This window comes from Drouetiella sp. (assembly GCF_059504425.1).
The window spans coordinates 53300-76178 of the sequence record NZ_JCACIN010000019.1; the positions used below are offsets into that span (position 1 = coordinate 53300).

A 22879-nucleotide genomic window follows, 5' to 3' on the forward strand; every position below is an offset into this window, starting at 1 on the left:
AACGCTGACTTTAGCTAAAAACCTTTCTTCTAATTACGGGTGCATCATCCAAGAGAAGTCTTTATGTACCCGTGAATCTCTATCAGACGGGTGACGGCTACCCCGGATGAAATCATTTACCTTTGAATCAAGTAAACAAATGTGAAGTTTTGCACCGCACATTGTGCAGCCTCATGCGACTTCATTTTTGGACTTTAGTTAGGAGAATGCAATGATCAGAAGAAACTCAATTTCAAGTAAGCTGCTGGTTGGACTAGCAGGGCTAGGCTTGACCGCAGCACTCGGAGCCTGTACTGCCGGAACAGACTCCGCTTCCACAACCGCCACCGAATCGCCGATCGCGGAAGCAACACAAAGTCCCATGGCGGATAGCCCTATGGCAGGCACTTCAGCAACAGGGCAGGGTTCTACCAATACTCTGAACCAAGTTGTTGCCGACGACAGTTCTTTTAGCACCTTGAGGGCTGCCATTCAAGCAGCAGGCTTAGAGGCAACCTTAAGCGGAACTGAGCCGTACACGATCTTTGCTCCTACCAACGAGGCATTTGCTGCTCTTCCTGCTGGAACCCTTGATCAGCTTTTGCTGCCTGAGAACAAAGCCAAGCTTCAGCAAGTGCTGAGCTATCACGTTGTACCGGGCACCGTCACCTCTGCGGACATCACACCGGGAGAAGTTACGACTGTAGAGGGCGCACCTGTGAATGTCACCACCAACGCGGGTGAAGTTACGGTAGGAGATGCTAAGGTCACCAAAGCAGACATCACTGCCAGCAATGGTGTTATTCACGCGATCGATAAGGTGCTTTTGCCTCCTACTCTGCAAGCTCAGTAGCTGCATTCATCCATCGCAAAGTATCAAGAGCGAGTATCTAGAGCATTCATTCTCTGCGGCTAATGTTTCGGGAACGGCTGGGTAGATGAAAAAAGCGGTCAGAATCATCGATTCTGACCGCTTAATAGTTGGAGCTGATTTCAGCTATGGCAACCGCCTTGGTGGTTAGGATGAAGACATTTAGGGTGGGGCGCGAAGCGCCCCACCCTAAATGCCATAGGCAGACTGGCGACAGCTATAAAGGAACGACTCCCTAGGCATGAACAGTCTGAGGCTCCAGCATAGCTGGATCGATTTCAATGCCCAATGCCTTGGCAACTCGCTGACCGTAATCCCTATCTGCCCGAAAGAAATGACAGAGTTGGCGCATTTGCAGATCCTGTCTTGCGCCGCCCAATGCCGTTGCGATCGCCTTTGCCGTGCGATCTTTCTGACCCTCGTCTAGAATCCGCCACAGCATCCCAGCTTGGGTATAGTTGTCGTCATCTTGGGTGTTGTAGCGATCGGCAACGACATCTCCCAGAGGCAGTCCCGGATCTCTGTACTCCGGCGCTTCTTTAGGCGCATTGTCATCACTGTTGGGAAAATAGTTGGGGCTGCTGCCGCCGTAGCCGACCGACATTGCGCCATCGCGCTGGTAATGCATCACGGGGCAGCGCGGCTTATTGACCGGAAGCTGCTTGTGGTTAGTCCCCACACGGTGAAGATGGGCATCGGCATAGGACATCAAGCGAGCTTGCAACACTTTGTCAGGGCTAGCAGAAATGCCTGGAACGAAAGCTGAGGGGCTAAAGGTTGCTTCTTCTACTTCAGCAAAGTAGTTTTCAGGATTGCGATTTAGCTCTAAAACGCCGACCTCCATCAGCGGATACTCGCTGTGGGGCCAGATTTTGGTCAGATCAAACGGATTCCATCGGAAGGTTTTTGCCTGTTCTTCCGTCATGATCTGCACCTTCACCGTCCACTTGGGATAGTCGCCCCGATCGATCGCCTCAAACAAATCCCGCTGGTGCGATTCTCGGTCTGTGCCGATGAGCTGGGCAGATTCTTCGCTCGTCATGCATTGGATTCCCTGGTGGGTTTTGAAGTGAAACTTGCACCAGACGCGTTCTCCCTGAGCGTTGATAAACGAAAAGGTGTGGCTACCAAACCCATCCATGTGACGGTAGCTGAGAGGGATACCGCGATCGCTAAACAAAATCGTCACTTGGTGCAGCGATTCTGGATTGAGCGACCAGAAATCCCACTGCATATTAGGATCGCGCAGGTTTGTCTGTGGGTGACGCTTTTGAGTATGAATAAACTGCTGAAACTTGTAAGGATCGCGCACAAAGAAAACAGGGGTGTTGTTTCCCACCAAATCCCAGTTGCCTTCTTCGGTGTAAAACTTCACGGCAAAACCGCGCACATCTCGCTCTGCATCCGCTGCACCCCGCTCTCCAGCAACGGTGGAAAAGCGGAGAAACACTTCGGTCTGTTTGCCGACTTCCGAGAGAAATTTTGCTTTGGTATACTCAGGAATGGCATGAGTCACGGTGAAGGTGCCGTAGGCTCCAGAACCTTTGGCATGAACCACTCGCTCTGGGGTGCGCTCCCGATTAAAGTGCTGCATCTGCTCTAGAAGCTGCACATCCTGCATCAGCAGCGGGCCGCGCTCACCTGCCGTCAGCGAATTTCTGTTGTCTGCGATCGGGCAGCCGTCTGCGGTGGTCAAGATTTTCCGTTCGCTCATAGGGATTAGTCCTTAATAATATCTAGTGATATCTGAGTGATATTTGAATCGGCTAGCTCAATTCATACTCATTATGAGTACGTGAGGCTTGTCATACTCATAACGAGTGTGATTTACAAGGGCTGTTTTCTAATATTGCAATCTTTTGAAGGTCAAAACATGAGATCTACTTTGGCTCTCTTGCAAATTAGCTCTTAAACTGAAATTTACTCGTTTATCCACCCGTTTATAGTCCGCAGTCTTGTAGCCCACATCACAAATTGACTTTTATGGCTAAAGTCTTTGACCACATCACCGACGAGCTTCAGAAATTTATTGCTGCGCAGCAGGTCTTTTTTGTCGCCACCTCACCCCTGAGCGCCACCGGGCACATCAACCTTTCTCCCAAGGGACTAGATAGCTTTCGTATCTTTTCGCCCCACCAAGTCGCCTATCTGGATCTAACAGGCAGCGGCAACGAAACCTCTGCCCATCTTCAGGAAAATGGGCGCATCACCTTCATGTTTTGCGCCTTTCACGGTAAGCCGATGATTTTGCGCCTTTTTGGGCAAGGACACACGGTTCTCCCTGGTTCCCCCGATTGGGAAACATTTTACGCTCTATTCCCAAACCTACCGGGAACGCGACAGATTTTTGTGGCGACGATCGATCGCATTCAAACCTCCTGCGGGACGGGTGTGCCCTTATTTGAATATCAGCAGCAGCGCGATGAAATGGTGCAATGGGCGGCTAAAAAAGGTGAAGCTGGAATTCACACCTATCAACAACAGAAAAACTGCATCAGTATTGACGGACTGCCTACACCGCTGGGGTTGAATCTAAAATAATTGATTTCATTCAAAGCGGTAAGCTCGGAATAGGCAACCGAGCGACACTTTAGGTTTGGATTAGCGCTATGAAACCACAAACATCAGATGCGATAGACCTGGATTCTTATTTTCAACGCATTGGCTACGGGGGCGATCGCCGTCCAACACTCGATACTTTACGAGCCATTCATCAACAGCACGCCCAGACCATTCCGTTTGAAAACCTTAGCCCATTGCTCAAACAACCTGTGTTCCTTGATTTAGCTACGTTGCAGCAAAAATTGGTTCATGAGGGTCGTGGGGGCTATTGTTTCGAGCAAAACTTGCTGCTGCGATCGGTTTTACTGGCTCTCGGCTTTAAGGTTACAAATTTGGCGGCTAGAGTGCTGTGGAATCTTCCAGAAGGGACAATCACGCCTCGGAGTCATATGTTGCTCTGCGTGAAAATTGACAAAGAGCCGCATATTGTGGACGTTGGATTTGGAGGAATAACGCTGACTGCGCCGCTAGCTTTGATACCAGACATTGAGCAAAATACGCCCCATGAACAGTTTCGCTTGATAGCTGCGAACAATACCTACACCATGCAGGTCATGATGGCTCATGTCTGGAAACCCCTTTATTACTTCGATCTTCAGGAGCAAAAGCTGCCTGACTATGAGGCAAGTAATTGGTATGTCTCAACCCATCCGAACTCGCTTTTCGTGACAAACCTCATAGCGGCAAGACCTGATTCAGATTGTCGTTATGCACTGCGCAACAATCAGTTGAGGACACATTATTTGAGTGGTCGCACCGAACAACGTAGTCTTTCAACGGTTGCAGAATTGCGTGCTGTGCTTGAGGATGTTTTTGGTGTCAACTTGAGAGCGATCGCTAATCTCGATCCTGCGCTCAGACAGGTCATCGAGCAGGTCATCGAGCAAACCCAATGACTTCCGCCCCCAAGCACAATCCTGCGCTAGAAGGACAGCCCAAAAATCAAGATGTAGATGAGCAAACCGGAAATAATGCCGTAAGCGCAGCCTACTAGAGATTTAAAGGGAATCTGCCCGGAAATCCAGATGAAAGCGCTGAGGGTGATAGATAGCGCAACTTCTCCCAGAGGAATTCCTCGGTTGAAGTAGAGAACGGTATAGCGTGTGAACAACATCAGGAAAATAATCCAGATTCCAGACAGCACAAAAGGAATGACATTGAGCATTCCATGGGGCAAACTGAGATTATTCTTAGGCTTATCCGGCGATCGATTAGAAAAAGAGATAAACCCCGTGATCAATAGCGGTAGCGCCGTTGCCGCTAAGCTCTTAACCCCCGCTTCTGAACTAAGGCTAAAAGCTTGAATAATTAAGTTGAGCAATAGTCCTGCAAGGATAAGTTGCGCGACCATCACCAGAATCCGATTTAGTGTATATCTCAGCGACTGAGCATGACCCCTAATATATTCCGTTTTTTGAGCAGGTTCAGTATCTTGAGGCATGGTAATCACCGCGTTTGAATCGAGTTGAAAATCTATATTTATCGGCAGACCCTTAACCCTAAATTCATAACATTAGTTGTCGATCGCTGTCGCTACCCTAAGGCATAGATAGAAGCCAAACGTTACCAATTTTAGGAATGAATTTTTGTGAAAGGGATGCTCCGTAACCTATCCAGGGATCTCAGAGCTGGAAAGAGATCATCTGTACGGTACTTCAGGTTCTTTGGATTCTTCGATCGCTAATAGGAGTTGAGAGGGGCGATCGCCTCCCGCATACACCGTCACGGTAATGACCTGTGCATTGATTAACTTACGCTCAGCGGGCATTTCTGCGCCTGGGTTTATGGGGTAGGCAGGGAAAGAGGCGGCACTGATGCTGAGACGAATGCGACTGCCTGAGGGAATGCAGATGCAGGTGGGTTGAAGAGTAATGAGATAGGAGGCAGGCAGGGCAGAGGATGTGGGAATATGCAGATAGCCTTGGGTAAAGTTGAAAACGCTGCTGTTGAACTTGACCTCAGAGAGAATAGCGCAGAGGTCAAAGCTAGGAGTGTCAGCGGTACAGTAGATTTGAACCCTCGATTCTCCAGCGATGTGTAAATCTGCCTCTAGGGGTTCTGAGGTGTAGGTGAGGATATCAGTGCGGCAGTCTAAAGCAGCGCGATCGAATGCTCCAGCAGGCAGAGTGGCATGTCCACCGAGAGAGGGGACAGGTCGCCAAGGGTCATGGATGAGTAGATCAGGGAAGGTGGGACGTGGAACGTGAGGGGTAAGGGAGCCTTCGCGATCGCCCAGTGCCGAAAGCCCAGTGCTGGAGAGAAAGTAAGCTTCTGAGGGGTGAGCCGGAAGGTGTTTAAATTTGCGCCAGCGGTTTGTCCCCATTTCAAAGAGGCTGACGGGGAGTTCTTCTAGCGCTCCTACACCTTTGAGAAAGTAATCAAACCACTGAATTTGTAGGCGATCGATCGCGCTATTGGCGTTAGCGCCGTAGTCGATCGCTCCTGTTCTGCGACCCCAAGGCAAATGCGCCCAGGGTGCCACCATGAGATGCTGTGGGAACTGGCTACGGGCTGCCATTGCTCTATAGAGCCGCATTGTGCCCCGTAGATAGGGGTCAAACCAGCCGCCAATATGCAGCATGGGCAGATCAACCTTCTGCATATGAAAATGGGGCGAGATCTGCCAATAATCATCACTGGGGTCAGCATGACTGAGCCAAGCATGATAATGAGAATCAGGCGCAAGCTGCCGCAAAATTCCTGACTGCGGGCAGACCGGATCATGTAAGGGCGGATTGCGAGCAGCAGAGTAGAGCGTTTGGTAAGCTTCTGCGTCTCCTTTGCGTCGTGCTGTCTCTGCGGCAAGCTGCATTGCCCAGCCTAAATTGAGCTGATAGCAGAAAGCGCCGCCTTCGTATGCCCAGTCGTGATACAAGTCGTAGCCCACCATGCTAGGGGCAAGCACCTTGAGGGCAGAGGGTTGGGCGATCGCGGCATAAAGTTGTGTCATGCCTTGGTAAGAAAAACCGTACATACCCACTTGTCCATTGCTTTGGGGTAAACTTGCTGCCCATTGCACGGTGTCAAAACCATCCTCAACTTCGTGAGCAAACAGTTCAAACTCACCCTGCGATGAGCCTCGACCCCGCACGTCTTGAATCACAACAATATATCCCTGTGCCGCATACCAAATAGGATGGGCATAGACAACGGTGGAGGCGATCGCTCTGCCGTAAGGCTGTCGCATGAGCAGCACCGGGAATTCGTCCTCGCGATCGGGGTAATAGACGTCAGCATCAAGCCGTACGCCATCACGAGTCTGCATGGACAGGGTTTGCTTAGGGCGAACAGGAAGCATGGGAAACGATAAGGAAAGGCTTTGAAGATGATCTTAATGCCTCTTGAGTTTCTCCAGATCCAGCAGATTGAAAAATTAGGTGTATGGCACTACCTACCTGAGTGAGGACGCATTGTTTTTGAGAGCCGCGCGGCTCTTAAAAATAACGGATTGGATCTCAGCGTGTAGCGTTATGGAAGGTAGCGATCGCTCCTAGTTTAAGAGCCAAATTTTCGGTATTTACGGAACTTTTTGATCAGGCTGAATTTACTGGAACTAATTGACCAACCTTGTGTCAATAGATTCAACTGTCACATAGCAAACATAGAGCAACCCTGCAGGAATTGGGATTACGCCCACCTGGTTTGCTCAAGTTTGCTTGGCTTACAAACTGGCTTAGGTATCAGGAGGATCAATATGTCGCAAGATTTCGTAGCTGTAGGGCAATCCCGCACATTGCAAACTCAGCCTCAACTACGACTACAGGCAAATCAGGGGCATTTCCAGAATCCGCTCAAAAAATCTAATCAAAATCTCTCGACCCGCATCTCATCTGCCGCATCTAAATCCGCCAAATCCACCAAGGGCAACTTTCAATTTCTACGCCTCGGCAATTCAGGATCGTCTCTAGACACCCAGATTCAGTCTCTTAACGGTTCGTCCAACTTTATCAAGAACACGCTGAATAGCGCTCACAACATTGGGGATTTTAGCGGCAAAACCAGCTATGGCTGGAGCGATGCGCTGAACTCTAACAACCCAGATGACTTCTTTAAGTTCAGTCTGTCTAACGGGCAGCGAGTAGCGCTTTCACTGGATAATTTGCAGGGTAGCGCTAATCTGCGGTTGCTCAAAGCCAACGGTACGCAAATCAAGCAGTCAGTTGGGAGCAGCATTAGCAGCAGCTTGCGATCGGGCACCTACTATGTGCAGGTTTCTTCAAACGATGCCACCTATTCTCTGAACATGAAGGGAACAGGGCAGGCAAATGATGCGGGTAACGCAACGCGATCGGCGCTAGATGCAGGTAATTTGACCCGAACGAATCGCACGTTTCGGCGGATAATTGGGGGCAAGGATTCAGTAGATGTCTATCGCTTTGATCTGAGTGAAAAAAGCAATGTAGAGCTAGCGTTGGGCAGCCTCAAAAATGATGCAAGTCTGCAACTTCTAGATGGCAGAGGCAATGAGATTGACCTGTCTGATTCTGACGGCAATGCAGGTGAATCAATCACCAAACAACTAGGAGTAGGCACTTACTACGTCAAAATTGCAACTGCATCTAGGAGCAGTATGCGCTATGCCTTGGAAATGAATACTGGAGTCGTTAGCCCAGCTAATTCCGGCTCTAACTCCAGCTCTAACAATGGCTCTAATTCCGGATCTGGCTCAAGTTCAAACAATGGCTCTAGTTCTTCCGGATCTAATTCTTCTGGCTCCGGTTCTTCTGGATCTAGCTCTAGCTCTACTTCTGGATCTAGTAGTGGATCTAGTAGTGGCAGTAGTTCAAGTAGCACAACCCCCTATTTACGCCTTTCTAAAACCAACCGCGTCAATGCTAATGGTTTGGTAGAACTCCAGTTAGAGCTGATGAAAGGTAACAAGTCAGTTGATAAAGTCGTGACAATTTCAGGTCAGCCCGGAAAGCAAGCCTTCAAGTTGCCCAATCAAAGCAAGTCAGGGTCTATGGAGCCTTTGCCAGAAGGGAAGTGGACGCTGGGTTCGCCCGAATGGGCAGGCGGAAAGGGCAACTATAGCTCTAGCTGGGGAGAAGGGCTAGGCTCTGTTTGGATGGGTATGGAACCCACTATGAGTACGTCGCGATCGGCGATTGGGATTCACCTTGACAGCAACGCTAGCTACTCGCCGGGAACCGCTGGGTGTATTGGTGTAACCAGTAAAAGTGATTTACAGAAGGTTGTAAGCTGGTTTGATAACTCCTTTGCGCCAAAAACGGTAGTCGTCGATTGGGGACTAGGCAGCGTCATCGCTTAAGAGATTAAGAAGCAACTGCAATATCACTTGAGATTGTTCTTAGCAGCATTCCGTAGGAATGCTGCTAAGAATTCTCGCGTACATTCACTCCATCGGTTTTGGCTGTAAAGCCGATCGTCGTTGCCCCAAATACAGGACTGCAACTAAAGCGACTCCGATCAGGGCAAGTGCTGTGTAGTTAACGACTGTCCACCCCCAATCATTCAGCAACCGACCCGATAGAAATGTGGTGAACGCCACAAAGCTAAGCATGAGAAAGTCGTGAGCTGCCTGGGTTTTGGCCCGTTCAGCAGGTGTATAGGTTTGAGTTAGCAATGTGGTAGAGCCAATAAACATAAAGTTCCAGCCAATCCCCAATAGCAGTAAAGCTCCAAAAAAGTGGGGTGCACTTGTGCCCGCAAGATTGACAGCGATACATAGCCCGTTGAGAAAGATACCCGTTGAGATAATGGTTAGCACTCCAAATCGAGCAATCAAATAGCCTGTAAACAGCGATGGAGTAAACATGCCCAATACATGCCACTGAATCACTGAAGCAGCGGTGTGAAAAGGATGGTGAACTGCAACCATCGCCAAGGGTGTTGCCGTCATCAACAGCGCCATCACACCATAGCCGATCATACTGCCCAGCACTGCGACGATAAACACAGGCTGTTGCATGATTGATCCCAATTCACGTCCATGCTCTTGATATTTTTGCTGTAAAAGCGGTGGCAGATTGAGTGCGCTCAAGACTAGCAGCGTCAGAAGCTGGAGAAGGGCGATCGCCACGAAGCCCCCTGCAAAGGTGACTGGCAGCCAGTCCTTTGTCCAGGTAGCGAGTTCAGGCCCAATCAGGGCAGCTAGGATGCCGCCTGCAATCACGAAAGAAATGGCGCGCGAACGGAACGCTTCTGTTGCTACATCCGCAGCAGTAAAGCGGTAATAGCCAACAAATCCGTTAGAGATGCCATAGAGGATCGTCGAGAGGCTAAACAGAGCAAAATTTCCCATAAGGACGGCATAGATGCCCAAGCATGATCCCATCAGCCCGATTAACGCCCCTGTCATGAAGCCGAGCTTACGTCCTCGCTTCAGAATGAATGCAGCTGGAATAGTAGTCAGCATCGTTGCCAATTGCAAGAGTGCCAAGGGCAAGGTGGCAAGAGATTTATCTGCGGCAATTGTCGAACCGATCAGTGCCGCAATAGTAAACAGAATGATACTGCCAGCCATGGCGAGCGCCTGACAAAGGGCAAGCAGGAAAACGATTCTTTTATCAGGATTCATGAGTGGGTGCAATCTAAATTGAAAAGCTTGAGATGCCCGTTATCCTGCCAGAGTTTACTGGATTCGTACAGGGATAGTTCTCTCTACTTTTACTAGATACAGTTACTAGATACAGTTGCACTTTATTCACTTTCAGAGAGGGGTAGTGGTATTTAGGTAAGGACTCCCCTCATTTTCAGCCTTTGCAGATTGCACTCTAACCAAACTCACTGGGCGGCGAGAGAGGTAGCTCAACGATGAAGCGGTTCTGTCCAGCAGTGCTTTCAGCCCGAATAGTTCCCCCCAAGTAGGCAGACTGTTTTTTGATCAAGGCTAAGCCTAATCCGGTTCCGCCATGCTTCCAGCGATCGCTCGTCGGCATTCGATAGAACTTGTCAAAAATGCGCGTTAGCTCATCAGCCGGAATTTCGTTTCCACTGTTGCAAACCACGATCTGCATCCGATTTTCAGGCTGAAGGTGAACAGTCACTGCAATTTCTCCACCCGAAGGCGTGTATTTACAGGCATTCGTCAGTAATTCTGTGAGAATGTGGGTCAGAATCGATCGATCAGAAACCAGCACTGGAAGATCCGCTGGCGTAACGACTGGCGTAACGACCCGTAACTGTTGCTGACGGCTTTGAGCACGTTCCTGAAAAGTAGCGACGACTTGAAAAACCCACTCGCTGAGGGGAATAGAGACCCATTCCACTAGATGCTCGCCTGCCTCAAGCTGCAATAGTTCTAGCAAGTTGTTGACCAAAGCCAATTCCTGATTGCACTGGTCGCGCAGGATATTCATGTAGCGAGTCAGGCGATTGGGTTCAGGATTCGTTTCTGTGTCGAGTCCGCCTTGCTGTTGATCGAGCGTCACTTCTAACATCCGAATCGCCATTTTGATATTGTTTAACGGCGATCGCAGTTCATGGGAAACCGTACTCAGAAAATCATCTTTAAGTTGGTTTAGACGCTGAAGTTCTTCCTTTTGCAGCATCACAAGTTGGGCATATTCAAGCGTCTGATTATACGCTTCCTGGAGGCTGCGTTGGGTATCATCTCGAAAAATCAACACGGCTCCAGTGGTCAATCCTTTAGAGTTCTGGATGGGCGCAATACTCTCTGTAATGGGCAGGGATGTCCCCGCTTTGGTGATCAGCAGGACGCGATCGCCTAGGGAAATGATGGCGTTTTGCTGAACGGCAGTCACAGCCACATTGCCGATCGGCAGATGGGTCTCTTCATCTACCACATTGAACACTTCGGTCAATTCCCGATCGATCGCTTCCGCTTGCTGCCAACCCGTCAGCAACTCGGCGGCGCGGTTGAGAGACAGAATTTGACCTTGGGTATTGGTGACAATCATGCCATCACCGATACTTCTGAAGGCGGTCGTCATCATCTCATCGCGTTTGTAGCGGCTCAGCGCAGTTTCGATCGCTACATACAGTTCCTTGCCTTTGACGGGCTTGAGGATGTAGCCAAAGGGAAAGGTGACTTTTGCCCGATCTAGGGTGCTTTTGTCAGAATGTCCGGTCACGTAAATTACAGGGATTTGCAGTTGGTTCCAGATCTGTTCTGCCGCCTGAATTCCGTCCATTTCGCCTCTTAGCTGAATATCCATCAGCACCAAGTCTGGGCGTAGTTCCGCCGCTTTTTCAACGGCTTCCACCGCCGAGCTAGCGATATCTGCAACGCCATAGCCTAAAGTCTCCAGATTTTCCTGTAAATTGGCAGCAATGACGTACTCATCCTCAGCAATCAGAATTTGAATCGTTTCGGAGGGGATGGTGCCTGAAAAGTCTGTGCTAATTGCGTTCACTATTTACCTCTTGCAAATCTTAGTGTAACCGTAGTTCCCGAACCACCACTAATCTCTAATGTGCCCTGAATCTGCTTTACCAAGCCTCGAATTAAAGACATTCCGAGAGTTTTTGTTTGCTTGAGGTTGAAGCCTGAAGGGAGACCAATTCCATTATCTCGCACCGTTAGGGATATCAATTGATCCTCATGTTGACGAAATGTAACGTGGATTTCACCCTGAGCCTTGGGGAAGGCATACTTCAGGGCATTGGACACCAGTTCATTGATGATTAAGCCACAGGGAATCGCGGTGTCAATATCGAGCGGAATGTCATCAATTTGAGTGATTAGCTTAATCTGGCTGGAATGCGTGTTGTAAGAGTCAAACAGGTGGGCAGTCAGATCGGCAATATATTGAGCAAAGTCAATATTTGCCAGATCTTTAGAGCCATAAAGCTTTTCGTGCACTAGGGCGATCGAGGCAATCCGGTTCTGGCTTTCTTTCAGAGTTTCGACCACTTGAGGATGGGGCGATCGCCGCGCCTGCATTTGCAGCAGTCCATCCACCACACCCAGATTATTCTTCACCCGGTGATGAATTTCTTTGAGCAGCACTTCTTTTTCTTTCAGAGAGGCTTGAACCATACTTTCTGCCTGCTTGCGCTCGGTAATGTCCTGTTGCACCACAACAAAGACGGCACCGTGATTGGGATGCTCAAAGACAGTGGCGGTGGCTTGACACCAGAAGGAAGTTCCATCTTTTCTGACATTGCGAATTTCATAGATGGCTTCGCCCTGAGCCAGAATGACTTTGGCGAGTTTTTCATAAAGCGCTGTGGTGTGGGTGTTTTTGTCTTCGTAATTGACGATCGCCACATGTTGACCGATGAGTTCGTCAGTCTCATAACCAAACATCCGCTCAAATTTGGGATTGGTGTAAACAAACAGCCCATCGCTTACTTTGACCATGCAAACACCCTCAGCCATGTTCCTGACTATGATGCTTTGCAGCTCTATCTCCACTTCTGCCCGACGGCGATCGGTGATATCGCGCACCATAATCAATACTTCTTGCTCGCTAATGGGTGAAATTCGAGCTTCCTCGCAGTAAACTTCTCCTTCAACTGCAAACTCATAGTCATAAATTTGCAGTTTTCTGGTTTCTAGTGCGCGTTCGACGTAACCCATGCGCTCTTGAGCTTTGTCGAATGGCAGAACGTCATAAATATTCACCCCTGGCACCATATCTCCTACACAGAGTCCTGGGACGTGGTTTGTGTTGATCAGATGCAGATAGTTGCCGTCTCGATTTAGCTGAAACAGAAAATCTGGAATGGCGCTGATAATGGCTCGATTGGTCGCTTCGCTGTAGCGTAAGGCTGCTTCAGTCCGTTTGCGATCGCTGATATCGCGTCCTTCAGGAATGAGTAGCACCACCTGACCTGCCTCATCTCGGATGGGTTTCAACGAAAAATCGATGGTAATAACCGTATCTCCTATCCCTAACACATCCACTTCATAGCGAATAAATTGTCCGGTTGCAGCTTGGGCGATCGCGTCTTGAAGCTGGGCTTGCGTGGCGGCTGAAATTGTCCACCAGCGGATTTCCCAAAACGGTCGGCCGACCACATCTTCAGGCATTAATCCAGCGAACTCCAGCGCCGCCTGATTGGCTTCTAGGAGAATGCCTTCAGGGGTGAGCAGTCCCATAAATTGGAACATAGTGTTGAAGATGGCTCGAAAGCGATGATCGCTCTCTCTTAAGGCTTCTTCAGCCTGTTTGCGATCGCTAATATCGATTAGCAAGCCATCCCAAACTAATCCATCCGAGGTAGTTTGCGGCCGAGAATTCCCTTGAATCCATTTGAGCTGTCCCGATGGAGTAGTCAATTGACCTTCCCAGTGCCAATGGGCACGGTTCTGAACGGCAGTGGCAACAGAGGTTTGCAAAGATAATAGATCCTCTGGATGGATCAAAGTCCAGACAGAGTTTGCATTTTGGAGAATTTGATCGGGTTCTAGCTCCAGTAACTCGTAAGCTCCAAGACTGACATAGGTAAACTTCCCAGCCCCATCTTCGCCAGGGAAGTATCGATAAATCATTCCTGCCATATTCGTCACGATAGACTGGAAACGAGCTTCGCTTTCCTGGAGCGCCGCTTCAGCCTGTTTGCGAGGGGTAATGTCATGGGCAATCTTCGCTGCACCTATGACCCGTCCGGCTGCATCTTTAATCGGCGAAATTGTTGCCGCAATATCAATACGCTGTCCATCTTTTCGTACCCGCACGGCTTCATAACTTTCGATGGTTTCGCCCTGTTTGATCTGCTCTAAAACTTGCGACAATTCATCTACATGGTCTGGCGGAAAGAGGATAGCGATCGGTTGTCCGATTGCCTCCGCTGCGGTGTAGCCAAAAAGCCTCTCAGCACTCGCATTCCAGCTTGTAATCACACCTTCTAAAGACTTGCCGATAATGGCATCACCCGATGATTCTACGATCGCTGCCAATCGAGATAATGACTGGTTTGCGGCTTCTAGCTGCGCTGGACTGGGCAACGCCAGCGCTTTGGGCACAATCAGTACCAGCACCACTGCTGTTGCCAGCGAAATTGCCGCTGTGATCAGCTTCACGACACCAGACAGCCAGTAGGTCGGATACCATAGCGTCCAGATCTCCAGCAGATGCGTGGTGCCACAGGCAACAATGAAGGCGCTAAACAGCAGAAAAACCCAGGTAAAGGGAAGATCTTGCCGTCTACGGACAAAATAAAATAGCGTTAGCGGAATGGAGTAGTAGGCAAGACCAATCAGCCCATCAGACAGAATATGCAGTCCCACAAGCTCTGGCTTCCAGAGGTAGCAATGCCCGTGGGGAATAAACAACGTCGATCCCAAGAGTGTCGTCTGATTTAGCATAATTCTGTCCTAGCTGACGGGTATAGCACTATGTAATCGAGTTAGGACAAGTTATTTTTTGAGAGCTGCGCGGAGCGCAGCTCTCAAAAAATAACTTATTGGATCTAAGCGCTTAGCGCCATAACAGCACTATCACTTTTGTACCCTCAAAATAAGATTTCAGCGGGTTGATGCCAAATTTATGAGAGGCTGCACATTATCGATCGTAGTCAGCACGATGGCTACCCTACGTTTTATGTCGCTTTACACCAATAAATTGGTATAAGTTCTTGTCACTTTATCCAGAGCTTCTGCCCTTTGGCTGGGGTTCTTTGGCTGGGGTTTCTGAAGCGACTGGTTCACTGTTTCTGAGCAGAGGTAGCTCATCATAGCTTCACCATCCTCTGCCCAATGTAAATGATTAGCAAGCATAAAAAAGCGGGGTAAGCATTACTACTTACCTCGCCATCCAAGGAGCTATCTCATCAACTCAAATCTTTTGACTCATGCTTCAAGCAAAGATCGATCGGAGATATTTCTCCTAACGACGATACTTGAGGCTAAGGGTTCCAATATTCAGCCAAAGCTAGTTATTCCAAGCGTCAGCAGAAACATCGCTACTCGCTGAAGTGCTGCTATCCGAAGTTTCTGGGGCAGGGCTATCAACAGAGGGCTTAGAGTCATCTACTGAATGCAACTCAGCCAAGTTGATCTTGACCACTTTGTTAAGAACTTCAGTCACCTTTGGCAATGTTAAGTTGAGAATACCATCTTTGTACTCAGCTTGCACCCGATCGTTCTGAACGGCAGCAGGTAAAGACACTACGCGATGAAACTTGCCATAGCGAAATTCCGATCGATACTGTCCATTTTCCTGATTTTGCGGTTCATAACGGTGCTCACCTGAGATGGAAACCGCTGCCTTCGTCACTTCTACGTTGACATCTTTAGCATCTACGCCTGGGATCTGAGCGCGTAATACGAAGGTATCGCCAGTATCCTTAAGCTCGATCGCTGGAGTCCATGTGGGGCGATCGCTATTCTCGACTAAATCATCAAACAGGCGATCGACTTGTTGACGTAGGGTTTCCATTTCACGCCAGGGTTGCCAGTAACGAATAATCATTGCGTCTCTCCCTTTCGACTGTTGTCTGTGGTTCATGTTCATGTTTTTATGGTGCCGCAGCCATAGCAGAGAGACAGTGAGGGGAACTGTACCTCTTTTGGTGAGGTTTCCCAACCCGTGCCGTTTTGGGTCTTAGACTTTAGATTTGAACGACGACTCTTTCACATCATTACTTCAGAAAATGTTGCTCAGGAGGAGAGATCGCCCGATCGATTCAGACTGAAGGTGGAGGCAGAGTAGTGATGACTTTACCTAGAATATGCAGATAAGTTGATTTAGCAAGCTGCATCTACCTCTTCACCCCAACAGCTCGACCCTGTTGAAAGTTCCAGCCTATTTGAAGAGAGTCGAATCTTTTTCTGGAATCTCACCTGCGTTCAGTGTAGTTACATAAAGCCAAGGGAAGAATAAACTGGCTTCCCCTTATCGATTGAGTTTCATCAATTGAAACGGCATGTAACGGTCTTTGTGAAGTCTTTTAAGCAGATGTGCTAGGGGATACAGTCTCCCCAGTAAAGTGAACTTATTCACTTGTTTTAGTTGTTTCTGATACCAACGGAGGAAACTGCGGTGCTTCATCCATCTATCAACCCTTCCAGAGCCTCGCACACCCCAGCAGGGCGATTCAAACAATCAGCAGCGCAGCTAATCAAGCGATCGGTGGCTAGTTTAGTTTTGGGCGCAGGATTTGCGATCGCCGGGTTGAGCGCCTTTCCTGCCAACGCTAATACTCCGGCAACTCAAGACGGAGCAGTCCCCCTCCAGTCTTCTCATGCTCTTGCAGATGGTACATATTTGTATGGTCAGGCGCAAGCTACTGAGCAGCTCGGCTCGGCATACATGGTATTTGAAGTGAACCAAGGCAAGCTGCTGGGTGCTTTCTACATGCCTCGCTCTTCGTTCGACTGTTTCTATGGCAACTTGGAAGCCGATCGCATGGCGCTGACGGTAGTAGATAGCTATGCGCAAAGTCCGCACCCTTACGCTGTGGCGTTAGAATCTGGCGAGCCGATTGCTATGGCGGGTGGCGAGATCGCATCTCCCGTTACCCTAGAGGGATTTCATCGGCTAGAAAACCTTAGCAGTAACGATCAACGCATTCTGTCTACCTGTAAGGCAAATTATCAAAACCGTATTTAGCAGCGTGATTTAACTTCTAGCGCCTCGCTTGTGAGCGAGTGGAGAATGCCGTACTCAGAGAGTGCGGCATTCTCAGTGTCTAAAGGGTTGAGCCATTGTCTAAGATTGAGAGGCTAAGATCGAGAAGCTGCTTGGGATGTGGAGAATAGGCAAGAGTGTGGAGAATAGGGTGAGCAATTGTGTACAGGTTGTTTCGTTCTCAGAGGCAAAGGCGGCTATCCAGACAATTCGCCATCAGGTATTTCAGCAGGAGCAAAACGTTGAACCAGACTTGGACTTTGACGGGCTAGATGATATCGTGCCTCATCTCATTGCCTATTACCAGAATGAACCCGTGGGGACAGCTCGGATTCGTAGCCTTGAGCTCCACAAAGTCAAGCTAGAGCGAATGGCGGTTCTGTCAGCTTACCGAGGTCAGGGGATTGGCAAAGCGCTAGTACAGGCCGCGATCGCTTTTGCCAAAGCTCAAAACATTTCTGAGATTCACTTAAACGCCCAAGTCCATGCTAAGGAGTTCTATAGAAAGCTGGGATTTGAACCCTATGGTGAAGAATTTGACGAAGCTGGGATAACTCATGTAGCAATGAAAAAAGTGAATTGAAGCTTGTGAAAATTAGAAGTGTTAGAAAACTTTATTTGACTTAGCAAAACTTGTTTTTAATTGTTCAAAAGTAATCTTAAACACTTAAATAAAAGCATTTCAAAACAATTGTTAAAAATGAATTTTCTCTGATCGCTAGTAATTTTTTGTTTTCTAAACTGTGAACATTGAAACAGTTATTTAGGGATCAAGTTGGAGAATCGAGCTACAGAGATTTACCTATGGAGATCAATCCTTGGATGGATAAAAGTCTATTTGTACTGTTTTAGGATTATTTTAGGATTGAGAGGAGATAAGGAAAACTGCGGCTTCCGCTGTTTTAAAAAGTTTAGATTTACAGGTGCAATTTTGAATCATTCATAACCTTGATGCAAATATAATTCTCTGGATTTACAACAGATTTGCAATTTTGGCTCTGTGGTCGGACTCCTCAAACCTCATTTCCGACGCATAATTTTTGTTGTTTAAATACTCTACTCGCAAAACTTTTTCATAATTTATTTGGTGCAACAAAGCATATGAATACTCTAGATGTCTGTCCCTGCTGTTCTGATATGCTGCTTCGTCACGCGCGCCATGGACATATTTACTGGTTTTGCTCTCATTGCCATCGAGAGATGCCTAACTTGAGATCGGCGATCGCTCATGCCCGCTCTAAAGCCAAACAGCTAGACAGTTTGACAGAATTACTCGATCGGGTATGACCTTAAATGGGATGGAATTAGATCGCGTGTCAGCGAATTCTGGTTCATTCTTCCCACGCAAGCGCTACAAAATCAAAAAAAATCCTCCTAAACTAGGGGGATTTTTTTTGATTGAGCTATCTTTGTACTCGTAGGATATTTATAGCAACCGCCAAGGCGGCTAGGACAGGGACATTTATGGTGGGGCGCTTCGCGCCCCACCATAAATGTCCTAAGCAAACTGGTGACAGCTACATAACATTGCCTAGGTCGGTAATATTATGGACTTGCTGCTTATTTTTGGGTAGTCCTTGAGGGGTAAGGCTTTTTTGTTGCGTGGGTGTTGCCTATGCAACAAAAAAGCCCTACCTAAGTATCACTACCATTTTTTGAAGCTGAGGAGCTTGTTGAAGGATGAATCTGCCTGTGGTAATTGAGATTGCGATCGGTTTAGTATTTATCTATCTCACCCTCAGTTTATTAACATCAGAAATTCAAGAACTGATTGCTATCTTGCTTCAGTGGCGAGCCGAACATCTCAGAAAATCAGTTGAGAATTTACTAACAGGAGAAAATATTGATGATCCGCTCCATCAAAAATTTGTAGATGAGCTGTACGATAGCCCACTACTGCGATCGCTTAATCAAGAGGCAAAAGGGCTTTTCGCAAACGCTTTTCGCCAAATAACCTATAGCCTGAGCCGTCTCTATCACTCAACTACAGGCACTCGAAACATATTTGGTCAACAGAAAAGTGCCCCCTCTTATATCCCCGCAGAGACTTTTTCAGTAGCGCTTTTGCAAAAGCTAAATATTGAACAACTTAGCCAGAAAGTAAGTGAGCTAACAGCCCGAAAATTTAGTGAAGAACGGCTGCTACTGCTAAGAAATATCTTGAACGATCTGAGAAATAGCCTGGGCGATAATGCGCTTTTAGAAAATGAGTTCAGACACTTGCAGAACTGCCTCCAAGAAAGTATGGATGATTTCATCAGCGGCAGAGCCACGCTGTCTAGCAATATCGAGCAGGTTTCAGAACAATTAATTCAATTTATTAACAATACTGAAACCTTGCTAGAGCAGGATCATCCTTGTCAAGAAATTATTCGTAAGCGTCTGCCTTACGTAAAGCAAATGATTTTGCGGCGGCAACCGGAGCCAACAGTAACAGAAGTTCTTCGCCTCATATTCGACAAAAATATGAGCGAGAAAAGTATGGGCGCAAGCAGAAGCTCCCTCAAAGCATCTCCTTGTCTAAACAAAATTATCGATAGTTTAGACCGAGAATCGCCTGAACTGATCAAGCAGGTGAGCGATTTGCCCGAACATTTGAAGCAAAATCTGTTGTCTCTGGCAGAGCAATCTCGGCTAAAGGCAGAAAGTCTTGAAGCTGAGGTGCGGCAGCTAGAAACTGAGGTAGCAAATTGGTTCGATCAGTCCATGGAACGTGCTTCTGGCGTTTATAAGCGCAATGCCAAAGGGGTGGCTCTGCTCATTGGTCTGCTGGTGGCTCTGCTGATCAATGCCGACACTCTGCACATGATGAGTCGTCTATCTAAAGACAGCCTGTTGCGTGAAACCATTGCTCAAGCAGCAAACCAAACCGTTCAAACCGCTACGGTACCAAACAACTTACCGCCTGAGCAAGCTGCGGATGCAAGCGGAGCTAAATTAGAAAGCGTCAAGAATTCCGTAAACAAAGCTCTGGATGAAATCCCGCTACCGATCGGCTGGGATACTGTCAATACCCAACAACAAGAAATTGCCGATCGCCAATGGTCAATTCCATTCCTGCAGCGGGCGATCGGCTGGGGTGTCACCGGAGTTGCGCTATCTATGGGTGCCTCTTTCTGGTATGACCTGCTGCAACGGGTGATTCAAGTCCGTGGGACAGGTGGCAGACCAAACGACAGATAGCGGCATAGGTGCGCTTAAACTAATTCAGGAAATTTGCTGCCCGTATCGGCGATCCCTTGCTCTCCAGCGTCCTGAGATGGTATAGCGACTTCGGGCAAACCCAAGAGCCGTCGATAGGTTTTGACATACTCTGCTGCCGACTGATCCCAACCAAAGTTTTTAGCCATGCCGCGCTGCTGGAGCTTACGCCAGTCTGCCTTAAACTGGAACCCTTCCCAAGCTCGTACCATGCAGGTATACAAATCTAGCGGCTCATAGCGATCGAAGCAGTAACCCGTGCCGCTATCGGTAACAGGAACAAAGTGCTTAACGGTATCCACCAGACCGCCCGTTCGCCGCACAATGGGCACACAGCCATAGCGCAACGCCAAAAGCTGGCTAATGCCGCAAGGTTCAAACCGAGAAGGCATCAAGAAGGCATCTGTCCCGGCGTAGATGCGGCGGGCAAGTGTATCGTTGTGCAGCAGGTAGGCTGACACTCGACCTGGATAGCGAGATGCCAACTGCCACAATTCGGTTTCGTAGTAACGATCGCCTGTACCCAGCACCACAAACTGAGCGTCTGTGTAGGCAATGAAGCGATCGATCATCTGGAGTACGAGGTCTAAACCCTTTTGCTCGACCAACCGCGACACCATGCCAATTAAGAAAGCGCCGGAGTTTACCTCCAGCCCCAGCTCTTCTTGAAGAGCGATTTTATTGTTGGCCCTGATATCCAGAGTCTCTGCGGTGTAGTTGTAAGGGATGCCGCGATCGGTTGCGGGATCATACAGATCGCGATCGATACCATTCAGAATACCCACCGTTTTGCCGCTGATGAAAGACAGCAAGCCATCTAAATTTTCACCATAGGCGGGGGTGCGAATCTGCTCGGCATAGGTAGGCGATACGGTCGTTACCAGATCGGCAAACTGCACGGCAGCCGCCATTGTGTTATGTCCCTGCATATACCAGGGGCACCAGGTGATCTGTTCCAGTCGCCACCGCCAAGGACCTTGATACGCTAGGTTATGGATCGTAAAGACCGTAGCAATATCCGGTGTTTCGTGCATCCAGACTGGAATCATGCCCGTGTGCCAATCGTGGCAATGTACAATCTCAGGCCGCCAGGAATAGGTACGGCAAAACTCAGTTGCGCCATTAGCAAATAGCGTGAACCGCCAATCTTCACCTTCTCCAGAATAGACACGTCGAGGTGCAAAGGAAGGATGGCTGAATAAGTAGAGAGGAACATCGGTTCCAGGCAGAACGCCTTCAAAGACGCTAATCTCTTGAAACATTGCCGAGCCTTCCCAGACAGGCAGCTTGGGGATCTTCATCTTGTCTGGCAGAAAGCCATAGTAGGGCATGAAGATCCGGACATCATGTCCCATGGCTCGCAGCACTTTGGGTAAAGCGCCAACCACATCTCCCATACCGCCTACTTTGGCGACAGGAACTGCTTCTGCCGCAACAAACAGAATTCGCATACTAATCTCTCCGTGCCCCGCAATGGATCAAGCCTGAACGATTAACCTTGCCTAGAGCTGAGGTTCCTGTCCAATCTTTAATCAATCTACAGCAAAGTTGGAACAAAAGTTGACGTTCTCTACTGCTTGATCGAACTATTACGACTCGGAATCCGACGATCGCCCCTAGCGCTGAACTTCGGTAAAAATTTGCTCCAGAATTTCGGTAGCTCCCTCAGCTCGAAGCTGCTGGGCAAGCTGAATGCCGATCGCCTCAGCATTGACAGCCAGCCCGGTGAGCGTACCTTTCACAAACTTCTGACCATCCACACTAGAAACCATGCCTACTAAGGTCAGTGAATCACCCTCTAGGGTTGTATTCACGCCGATTGGCACCTGACAGCCGCCTTCTAGCTCCCGCAAGAACGATCGCTCGGCATAGCAGCGTTGCGCCGTAGGCTGATGTTCCAAGACCTTCAGCAACGCCAGAATTTCGGGATCTTCGGTGCGACACTCGATTCCCAATGCACCCTGACCTACCGCATGCAGCGAAATCTCTGGGGAGATGATCTGGTGGATGCGATCGCTCATCTCTAGCCGATGCAAACCCGCTGCCGCTAAAATAATCGCGTCATATTCGCCAGAATCCAGCTTTTGCAGCCGCGTGTTCAAATTGCCGCGAATATCTTTGAAGCTGAAATGGGGAAAATGGTGCCGAAGCTGCGCCAGTCGCCGTAGAGAGGAGGTGCCAATCACGGCTCCCTCTGGCAGTGTTTCAAGCTGCTTGTCCTGATGTTTGGCATGGACTACTAAGGCATCCGCCGGATCTTCTCGCTCGGTCACACAGCCCAGCATCAGTCCTTCAGGCAGGTGGGTGGGCAAATCCTTAAGAGAGTGAACGGCAAAATCTGTTTCACCCTTCAGCATTCCTGTTTCTAGCTCTTTGGTAAATAGACCCTTGTCGCCAATTTTGGCTAGCGCCACGTCCAGAATCTTGTCGCCCTGCGTGCTCATAGCATGGACTTCAAAGGTGCGATCGGCAAAATGTTTTTGCAGCTGTGCTTGCACCCAATGGGTTTGTACTAGGGCAAGCTGGCTTTTGCGAGAACCAATGCGAATGGGGCGGGGAGGACTAGCAACCATTTGTGAAGCGATGTTTAGAAAAACGTCGAAATGTTGAGTGGGAGGCAGATCTATCTGCTTAATTAGCTTAGCGCAGCAGGGGACAGTCGAGAAATTGCTTCCCAGATATATTCAAGATGTATTTAGTAGATCACCGATTAGGGTTTTGTGGCGCGCGGAGCGCGCCACAAAACCCTAAAAGCTGGATTTCA

The 22879-nt window shown here is 48.7% G+C and carries 17 protein-coding genes; 8 read left to right on the forward strand and 9 right to left on the reverse strand.

From position 1 onward, the window contains the following. The first annotated feature begins 211 nt into the window (after positions 1-211). The gene (locus AC5JMP_RS04195; RefSeq protein ID WP_495850175.1) at positions 212-832 is read left to right on the forward strand and encodes a fasciclin domain-containing protein; all 621 of its coding nucleotides are present in this window, start codon (positions 212-214) and stop codon (positions 830-832) included. Positions 833-1085: 253 nt separating this feature from the next. On the opposite strand, the gene AC5JMP_RS04200 is transcribed toward AC5JMP_RS04195, so the two are convergent. After that, positions 1086-2564 carry a catalase gene (locus AC5JMP_RS04200; protein ID WP_495850176.1) on the reverse strand — a complete coding sequence of 493 codons (1479 nt, stop codon included), beginning with the start codon at positions 2562-2564 and terminating at the stop codon, positions 1086-1088. 269 nt (positions 2565-2833) lie between these two features. Here AC5JMP_RS04200 and AC5JMP_RS04205 point away from each other — a divergent pair, with 269 nt between their 5' ends. Next, positions 2834-3391, forward strand: coding sequence for a pyridoxamine 5'-phosphate oxidase family protein (locus tag AC5JMP_RS04205; protein WP_495850177.1), 558 nt, complete (start codon positions 2834-2836; stop codon positions 3389-3391). A 68-nt stretch (positions 3392-3459) separates the two neighbouring features. Further along, positions 3460-4308: an arylamine N-acetyltransferase family protein gene (locus AC5JMP_RS04210; RefSeq protein ID WP_495850178.1), complete on the forward strand. Its 849-nt coding sequence runs from the start codon at positions 3460-3462 to the stop codon at positions 4306-4308. Positions 4309-4334: 26 nt separating this feature from the next. Here the strand turns inward: AC5JMP_RS04210 and AC5JMP_RS04215 are convergent, their stop codons facing one another. Then, positions 4335-4853, reverse strand: a complete 519-nt coding sequence (locus AC5JMP_RS04215) for a hypothetical protein (protein ID WP_495850179.1) — start codon at positions 4851-4853, stop codon at positions 4335-4337. A 198-nt stretch (positions 4854-5051) separates the two neighbouring features. Then, positions 5052-6710, reverse strand: coding sequence for a CocE/NonD family hydrolase (locus AC5JMP_RS04220; protein ID WP_495850180.1), 1659 nt, complete (start codon positions 6708-6710; stop codon positions 5052-5054). A gap of 396 nt (positions 6711-7106) precedes the next feature. On the opposite strand from AC5JMP_RS04220, the gene AC5JMP_RS04225 reads away from it, so the two are divergent. Beyond that, positions 7107-8684: a PPC domain-containing protein gene (locus AC5JMP_RS04225; RefSeq protein ID WP_495850181.1), complete on the forward strand. Its 1578-nt coding sequence runs from the start codon at positions 7107-7109 to the stop codon at positions 8682-8684. A gap of 84 nt (positions 8685-8768) precedes the next feature. On the opposite strand, the gene AC5JMP_RS04230 is transcribed toward AC5JMP_RS04225, so the two are convergent. The 4 genes from AC5JMP_RS04230 to AC5JMP_RS04245 form a co-directional block, all read right to left on the reverse strand. Beyond that, positions 8769-9953, reverse strand: coding sequence for an MFS transporter (locus tag AC5JMP_RS04230; RefSeq protein WP_495850182.1), 1185 nt, complete (start codon positions 9951-9953; stop codon positions 8769-8771). Positions 9954-10149: 196 nt separating this feature from the next. Next, entirely contained in the window at positions 10150-11751 is a 1602-nt protein-coding gene (locus tag AC5JMP_RS04235) for a hybrid sensor histidine kinase/response regulator (protein WP_495850183.1), read from the reverse strand. After that, positions 11751-14651: a PAS domain S-box protein gene (locus AC5JMP_RS04240; protein WP_495850184.1), complete on the reverse strand. Its 2901-nt coding sequence runs from the start codon at positions 14649-14651 to the stop codon at positions 11751-11753. The genes AC5JMP_RS04235 and AC5JMP_RS04240 overlap by 1 nt, the downstream gene beginning before the upstream one ends. 565 nt (positions 14652-15216) lie before the next feature. Further along, entirely contained in the window at positions 15217-15756 is a 540-nt protein-coding gene (locus AC5JMP_RS04245) for an Hsp20/alpha crystallin family protein (protein WP_495850185.1), read from the reverse strand. Between the two features lie 570 nt (positions 15757-16326). Between AC5JMP_RS04245 and AC5JMP_RS04250 the strand changes: the two genes are divergently transcribed. The 4 genes from AC5JMP_RS04250 (at position 16327) to AC5JMP_RS04265 (ending at position 20097) form a co-directional block, all read left to right on the forward strand. Continuing rightward, on the forward strand, positions 16327-16896 hold the full coding sequence (locus AC5JMP_RS04250) for a hypothetical protein (RefSeq protein WP_495850186.1): 570 nt from the start codon (positions 16327-16329) through the stop codon (positions 16894-16896). 169 nt (positions 16897-17065) lie between these two features. After that, positions 17066-17497 carry a GNAT family N-acetyltransferase gene (locus AC5JMP_RS04255; RefSeq protein ID WP_495850187.1) on the forward strand — a complete coding sequence of 144 codons (432 nt, stop codon included), beginning with the start codon at positions 17066-17068 and terminating at the stop codon, positions 17495-17497. 518 nt (positions 17498-18015) lie between these two features. Beyond that, a complete protein-coding gene (locus AC5JMP_RS04260; protein WP_495850188.1) occupies positions 18016-18201 on the forward strand; it encodes a hypothetical protein in 186 nt (61 codons plus the stop codon). A gap of 393 nt (positions 18202-18594) precedes the next feature. Then, a complete protein-coding gene (locus AC5JMP_RS04265) occupies positions 18595-20097 on the forward strand; it encodes a hypothetical protein (protein WP_495850189.1) in 1503 nt (500 codons plus the stop codon). A 14-nt stretch (positions 20098-20111) separates the two neighbouring features. Here AC5JMP_RS04265 and glgA read toward each other — a convergent pair whose 3' ends face one another. Together glgA and hemC are read right to left on the reverse strand one after the other, a co-directional pair. Beyond that, positions 20112-21566 carry a glycogen synthase GlgA gene (gene glgA / locus AC5JMP_RS04270; RefSeq protein ID WP_495850190.1) on the reverse strand — a complete coding sequence of 485 codons (1455 nt, stop codon included), beginning with the start codon at positions 21564-21566 and terminating at the stop codon, positions 20112-20114. A gap of 165 nt (positions 21567-21731) precedes the next feature. Then, complete coding sequence (gene hemC / locus AC5JMP_RS04275) at positions 21732-22688, reverse strand: hydroxymethylbilane synthase (protein ID WP_495850191.1); 957 nt, start codon at positions 22686-22688, stop codon at positions 21732-21734. Between the last annotated feature and the right edge of the window lie 191 nt (positions 22689-22879).